General features: G+C 29.1%; 6 protein-coding genes and 1 pseudogene. 4 read left to right on the top strand and 3 right to left on the bottom strand.

Annotation, left to right across the window (positions count from 1 at the left end; genetic code table 11):
- A pseudogene (locus KPL38_RS17670) lies at window positions 1–190 on the top strand (IS30 family transposase); the annotation flags it as partial.
- Between the two features lie 244 nt (window positions 191–434).
- Window positions 435–689 carry a hypothetical protein gene (locus KPL38_RS17665; protein ID WP_216290456.1) on the top strand — a complete coding sequence of 85 codons (255 nt, stop codon included), beginning with the start codon at window positions 435–437 and terminating at the stop codon, window positions 687–689.
- Between the two features lie 191 nt (window positions 690–880).
- Here the strand turns inward: KPL38_RS17665 and KPL38_RS17660 are convergent, their stop codons facing one another.
- The 3 genes from KPL38_RS17660 to KPL38_RS17650 all read right to left on the bottom strand — a co-directional run bounded on the left by KPL38_RS17660 (window position 881) and on the right by KPL38_RS17650 (window position 2191).
- Window positions 881–1090 (bottom strand): CsbD family protein, encoded by a 210-nt coding sequence (locus KPL38_RS17660; RefSeq protein ID WP_216290455.1) that lies wholly within the window; start codon window positions 1088–1090, stop codon window positions 881–883.
- A gap of 82 nt (window positions 1091–1172) precedes the next feature.
- The gene (locus KPL38_RS17655; protein ID WP_216290454.1) at window positions 1173–1958 is read right to left on the bottom strand and encodes a PRC-barrel domain-containing protein; all 786 of its coding nucleotides are present in this window, start codon (window positions 1956–1958) and stop codon (window positions 1173–1175) included.
- Window positions 1959–2044: 86 nt separating this feature from the next.
- The gene (locus tag KPL38_RS17650) at window positions 2045–2191 is read right to left on the bottom strand and encodes a lmo0937 family membrane protein (protein WP_216290453.1); all 147 of its coding nucleotides are present in this window, start codon (window positions 2189–2191) and stop codon (window positions 2045–2047) included.
- 823 nt (window positions 2192–3014) lie between these two features.
- On the opposite strand from KPL38_RS17650, the gene KPL38_RS17645 reads away from it, so the two are divergent.
- Together KPL38_RS17645 and KPL38_RS17640 are read left to right on the top strand one after the other, a co-directional pair.
- Entirely contained in the window at window positions 3015–4364 is a 1350-nt protein-coding gene (locus KPL38_RS17645; RefSeq protein ID WP_216290452.1) for a citrate/2-methylcitrate synthase, read from the top strand.
- Window positions 4365–4586: 222 nt separating this feature from the next.
- Window positions 4587–5120, top strand: a complete 534-nt coding sequence (locus tag KPL38_RS17640; RefSeq protein ID WP_216290451.1) for a sigma-70 family RNA polymerase sigma factor — start codon at window positions 4587–4589, stop codon at window positions 5118–5120.
- Window positions 5121–6401: the final 1281 nt, after the last annotated feature.

The following is a 6401-nucleotide window of genomic DNA, read 5'->3' as shown; positions in this document are numbered from 1 at the left end:
AGGAACTAACGAACGTCACAATGGACTAATTCGTCGCTTCATTCCTAAAGGAAACCGTATGTCAGATTATAGTGTCTCTGATATTTCATTCATCGAGGAATGGATGAATACACTTCCTAGGCGTATACTCCAATATAAAACTCCTGAGGATCTATTCGAAGCACAATTAGATATAATTTATGCAGCATAAGTAAATTCAACGATTTAAGTCATAAATACAAATTGGTTCAACTTGTTATTGCAATTGATCTTTTTCTTTTGGTTCAAGATAACGTTTATTATGTTGAGTGGGTTTCATTATTATATATACTTTGCGTTTGCCATGAATTATTATTAATGATATGTTAGGTACAGATATATGTGACCACCTACAAACTTATCTAAGTTATATTATATAATAATTATATTGAAGCTAACGGGAGGAATGATATACTATGGGTAATGATAAAGAAAAATTTACACATGAAACACTAGAAAAAATGGACAAGGATGAGCCGTTTACAGAGAATGAAGTACTAAAAAAAGCGATACAGAAGACACACGATAAAGAAACTAGCCAGTACATAAAAGACAATAAATATAAAAAAGATATAACTATATTTAACAATAATGATATAAATAAAAAGATGCTAGATAAAGAGGATATACATATACTTAATAATGCCAATATAAATAAATATAAAAAGTAATTATTTAAAATGTAATTTGGGATTGATATTAAAAAGTAAACCATTTCAGTTATTTAATTAAAATATATACAAATGATTAATGTGAAATGGATATATGAAAGTTAAGTATCTTGTCCTATAATAAAAGGCTACGCTCCTTAAAATATTATTTAAGGAGCGTAGCCTCTCTTTCTGGTTACTTCTAATTTTCTTTATTCATCTTTCTCATTAATTGAATCATTAATTTTTTTTGCAACTTTCTCTTTTATATTGCCAATTTTTTCTTCTATATCTCCCTTTTGTGACTGAATCTTTCCATTAAGTTCTGTTTCTTCGCTACCAGTAGCCTCACCAACAGTTTCCTTAGTTTTCCCAGCAAATTTATCCTTTTCACTATCAAATTTATTTCTTATATTGGACATTTTTATACCTCCATTTATTTAACTTATATTTCAATTGAATAACGTTTAATATATAGTGAAATATTGGTTCCACACACATGTTTTAGTGGGAATGTTTATTGAGATTTTGTTCATCAATCCAATATCCCTGTTGATTATAATATTGGTGCAGTTTGCTTTCATAGTCCCGTGTTATCAAAGACTCCTCAGTATATTCTGGTGACTGTTTGATGGTCTCACGAAGAAGATTGACGAATACTTTAGATTCATTCCAACTAACACTCTCTATCCATTTCGGTGAAAGCAGAATTTTTTTTCCTGGCCACCAATTCCTCGTAGCAATGACTAAATAGCGAATTTCCAATGTCTCATGATCAATAATAAAATCCTCAACGTGTCCGATTTCGCCGTCTGTGCCTTGAATGGTGTAACCACTTACCTCATGAGTGCTTCGTAAATGGGCATCCCACCCTTTATCATCTTGAGTTAATTCCATCAATTTTTCTTGACTCTGACCACTTTCAATGATAGGAGAAATTCCACACGTTCCCCAGATGGTTGGACCACCCCAATATACGGGCCATCCATAATACGTATAGTAATCTTTTTCATATTGTCGTGATACGGGTTTGTCACTGTCCAAAGAGGGACTATTTTCAATCTGATTTTTGGTCAAATTAATGATGATATATTGGTCTTCATTATTCACGCCATCCAACGCATATGGTGATATTAACACCTGTCTGCCAACTAACCAATTCCCTGTGTCGGCAACCAAATAGCGAATTGTCCAGTTGTGGTCATCAAAATAGAATTCTTTGACCTTACCTATTTCTCCATCACTACAGTTCAACTTGTAGCCCTTTAGTATTTTAACTTTGTTTAACATAATAATTCTCCTTTCTTCTTTTAGTTCTTTGTGAAAAGTTTCTATATTATATTTAAAATACTATTTGCCAATACTTCTTTCTATAATCATCTTCTTCCACCAATAATGTCAAAGATGAATACTATAACAGCTATGACAATTAAGATGTGTATCAAGCCACCTCCAATATTAAACCCCAGACCTAATAACCAGAAAATTATTAATATTACCGCTAACCAACGTAATATTCCCATATATATCACTCCTTTTTAAACTAGTTTTTAACAAAATTCATTAATGCCTAAATATTACACAAACACAAATTCATTAAAAACTTAGAATGTTCTGTCTATATTATACCTCTTGCGTTGCCAAGCTTCAATTTTTTTCGACAATTAATTTCTTTTATTTCTATATTTTACATGTTTATTTTGCTATACAAATTATTTACAAAGCATTGGTTTTATAGGATTCATCTTAATTTTGAGATATTAATAATATGTAATGAATTTATTTGCAGTGAAAATATATATTTTTTAGTTAACTATTTAAACATAATCAAAAAAATAACGAAAATAACACAATAGTAATTGTGTTACTTTCATGTGAAATACCTTGAAAAAAAGCAGTATCACGACATCACTGTATGGTTCTATTATAAGTAAATCATTGCATGTAATTGTCGCTTCACTGTGAATCTATTAGATATTTGTATGAATGGAAAGGCAGTACGTATAAAAACAATGCATTTAAAACGATAATTACTTAATCAAATTTAACTTAATGCTTAACAATCTTTGTAGATCAATGGTTAAGCAAGAAACTGAATAATTTTTTTGACAATATACTTTTTATCCTAAAAAACATATTTCCTCTCCTTGTTATTAATTGTTGCCAATATTGTGTTTATAGATATACCGACTTGTACCCTTTATTGATTACATGTTATACTTTATCAAGCGAAAAATTATCGGGCATAAAAAGACATTTATCTTTTTATGCCCAAATTTAAATAGGCTAAAAAATAATAATTATTGTAGGAAAATTTATAAAAACTATTTTGCGAGGTGTAATATTATGGATAACAATAAATTGAAAGAGTTCAAAAACACAATTTGCGAAAAATTAAATAGTTGTATAGATCCAGAGCTATATGTTAAATATCAAGTTAAGCAAGGGCTTAGAGATCTTGATGGTCATGGAGTGCTTGTAGGTTTGACAGAAATTAGTCAGGTAGAATCTTCTATCATCAAAAATAACAAGGTGATATCTGCTCCTGGTTCCTTAAAGTATAGAGGTATAAACATCCAAAATCTAGTAGACGGTTTTCTTAAAGATAATCGATTTGGATTTGAAGAGACTTGTTATTTACTTCTTTTTGGTGATCTTCCTAAAAAGGAAGAACTTAAAAACTTTGCAGATTTACTTTCTAAATATCGAAATCTTCCCGAGGATTTTGTACAAGATATGATATTAAAAATGCCCAGTAAAAATATAATGAACTCACTAGCAAGAAGTATACTAGCACTTTATACCATAGACGATAAAGCTGAGGATACTTCTGCAAGTAATGTTTTGGAACAATGCATGAGATTGATTGCTTGTATTCCACTTATGGTAGTTTATAGTTATCATGCTCTATCACATTATCATAACAATAACGATTTAATTATTCGTAGTCCACGCGAAGATCTGGGTACTGCTGAAAATATATTGTACATGCTCCGCGCTGATAGTAAATACACAAAACTTGAAGCTATAATACTTGATCTTGCTCTAGTGCTTCACGCAGAACACGGTGGTGGTAACAACTCCACCTTTGTAACTCATGTAATAACCTCCTCGGGCTCCGATACTTATTCAGTAATATCCGCTGCGCTTGGTTCTTTAAAGGGGCCAAGACATGGAGGTGCAAACATAAAAGTTGTACAAATGTTTGAAGATATAAAGAAACAAGTTAGTAATTGGAATGATGATGCAGAAATTGATAAATATTTATCTCAAATACTTGCTAAAGAAGCCTTTGATAAATCTGGTCTAATCTACGGAATAGGTCATGCTGTTTATTCTATATCTGACCCAAGGGCTGTTATTCTTAAAAAATATGTTGCAAGACTTGCTAAGGAAAAAGGTCTAGAGGATGAATATAACCTTTACTCAAAGGTAGAAGAACTAGCACCTAAGGTAATTGCAAGAGTACGAAAAATTTATAAAGGTGTAAGTGCTAATGTAGACTTTTACTCAGGCTTTGTATATAAAATGCTTGGTATACCTGAAGAAATGTACACTTCCATATTTGCTATTTCAAGAATGGCTGGTTGGAGTGCTCACAGGCTCGAGGAAATAATAAATGACGGTAAAATCATTAGACCTGCATATAAATGCGTTGCAGGAAGTAGCACTTATGTCTCATTAAGAGATAGATAATTATAAGCGTTAGGAATCATAATTCACAAATAGTCAAAATTACACGAGATAAAATTAGTTGGAGGAAAAGACTTAAAGCAGCTTTTCTATAAAAATAAGTGGTATAAAATTATAAACTTGTAACTATTTTTGTTTTATAACAGTCTAATTATTGTAAGAGATTTTAAACTTATAATACATAATCATTTATGATAACATCATTTTAAAAAAAGGAGGAAGAAAATGAATTCCAGTATAATAGTAAACAAGACTCAAAAGCAAGATGATGAAGCCTTTAGCAAATTAATAAATACATATAAAGAAAAATTGTATTGTATTGCTTTTTCATATTTAAAAAATGAACAAAATTCTTTAGATGCTGTAAATGAAACTGTATATAAGGCTTATATGAATTTGTTTGAACTTAAAATGCCACAATTTTTTAAAACATGGATTATTAGGATTCTTATAAATTGTTGTAAGGACATATTAAAAGTTGATAGTAAAGTAATTTATATTGATGATTACAACAAAGTTGATGAATATAGAAATAAAGCTTCAGAAATAGAATTTAAAATAGATAGCAGTATTGACCTTTATACTGCTATTGACAAATTAAATAGAAAGTTTAAGCGTATTGTTATACTAAAATATCTTGAAGATATGACTATTATTCAAATATCAGAAATTCTTAATTTACCAGAGGGAACTGTAAAGGTTTATTTAAGAAGGGCTTTAAGCGTGTTAAAAATCAAACTAGGTGAGGAGTGTATGTAGATGCTTATCAAAGAGAAACATGGCTTTGAAAACATAATTATTTCAGATAAACTTGATAAGGTTATTGAAGAAGCTATAAAAAGAGCAAAGTTAGATAAAAAAAATATAAGATTGAGTTGAATTCAAATGAATGCTGTACAAACTAATAAAATTGAACATGATTTTTGGTAAAAAAGGAGCAAAATGCTATTAACTATGTAAAAATTGGATTAAATTTAAGTTGGTAGGAATTTATAAAAAATAAAATAGCCAAAGTTGGTTATTTATGCTAACTACGTAACATCTTTATTTTTGACATGAATAGAGTTTAAACAAAATATAGTAAGATGTCGTGAAATGAATAGGGTTGCTTTCAGATGTTGAGCCGACAAAAGCTATCACCATAAGTATATACTTAAATGATGATAGCTACGAAAATTGCTCTATGTCTGAAACGAACTATTGAACGATGCCGCGTTAGCACTTACTATGGGATTTCAATAAATATCACTTTTCCAAAATCAACGATACTCTGCTATATTTAGCTTATATCTTACAATAATCCAAATAAAATTCATGATGATCAGTATATCTTGTATTTTCTATCATTAACTTTAATTATCATATATAAAAACAAACTAAGGTGGCATTACATAATGAAAGATGCTTTTAAATGAGAAAAATTTATGGCGTTGCAACTTTAACTAATTTAATTTTATAAGAATTTAGAGCAGAATGCAAGTCAAAAATTTATATTAGTACATATCTGCCACCGCTTTTAGCGGTTTAGTTCAACCTTGATTTCACGATATTTTACTTTTTATGTATACTTAAGGGTAATTATAAATAATAACTACGAAAAAAGAGAAAAAAAGGTTATGTATAGAATATATATTTTATGAAATTGATTAACTCGGGAGGCGTTTTAAGATGTAAGAAATAATCGATAGAAATTTAGATATTTTTGATATTAAAACCTGTATTAATAAATTAAGAGATTTGAAGATAGAAAAATCAATTATTAACCATCAGTTGAATAACTTCATAATTGAAAATGTTATATATACTAATTCTATAACTGAAAATCAAGCAAATGAAATTAAAGCTATTTTAATAAATAGAACTAAGAAAAGTAGCATAACACCAACCCTATTGTAATCGATTTTAAATGTGTATAATCATAATTGAATTTAGTTAATTGCAAAACTTTTCATAAAACCAATACAAATAATGGATAAAGATTCTCCTGATTTATAGCGAACTTAATAAGCATTAGGTTAACTATAAAAAATAACTATGCTA

The organism is Clostridium psychrophilum (assembly GCF_018861705.1).
In the GTDB taxonomy this organism is placed as follows: domain Bacteria; phylum Bacillota; class Clostridia; order Clostridiales; family Clostridiaceae; genus Clostridium_AD; species Clostridium_AD psychrophilum.
This window is presented reverse-complemented; position numbering and strand designations above follow the sequence as displayed.

Coding starts and splice junctions, on each gene's coding strand:
- KPL38_RS17665 (WP_216290456.1), top strand. CDS start 435: ATGGGTAATGATAAAGAAAAATTTACACATGAAACACTAGAAAAAATG.
- KPL38_RS17660 (WP_216290455.1), bottom strand. CDS start 1,090: ATGTCCAATATAAGAAATAAATTTGATAGTGAAAAGGATAAATTTGCT.
- KPL38_RS17655 (WP_216290454.1), bottom strand. CDS start 1,958: ATGTTAAACAAAGTTAAAATACTAAAGGGCTACAAGTTGAACTGTAGT.
- KPL38_RS17650 (WP_216290453.1), bottom strand. CDS start 2,191: ATGGGAATATTACGTTGGTTAGCGGTAATATTAATAATTTTCTGGTTA.
- KPL38_RS17645 (WP_216290452.1), top strand. CDS start 3,015: ATGGATAACAATAAATTGAAAGAGTTCAAAAACACAATTTGCGAAAAA.
- KPL38_RS17640 (WP_216290451.1), top strand. CDS start 4,587: ATGAATTCCAGTATAATAGTAAACAAGACTCAAAAGCAAGATGATGAA.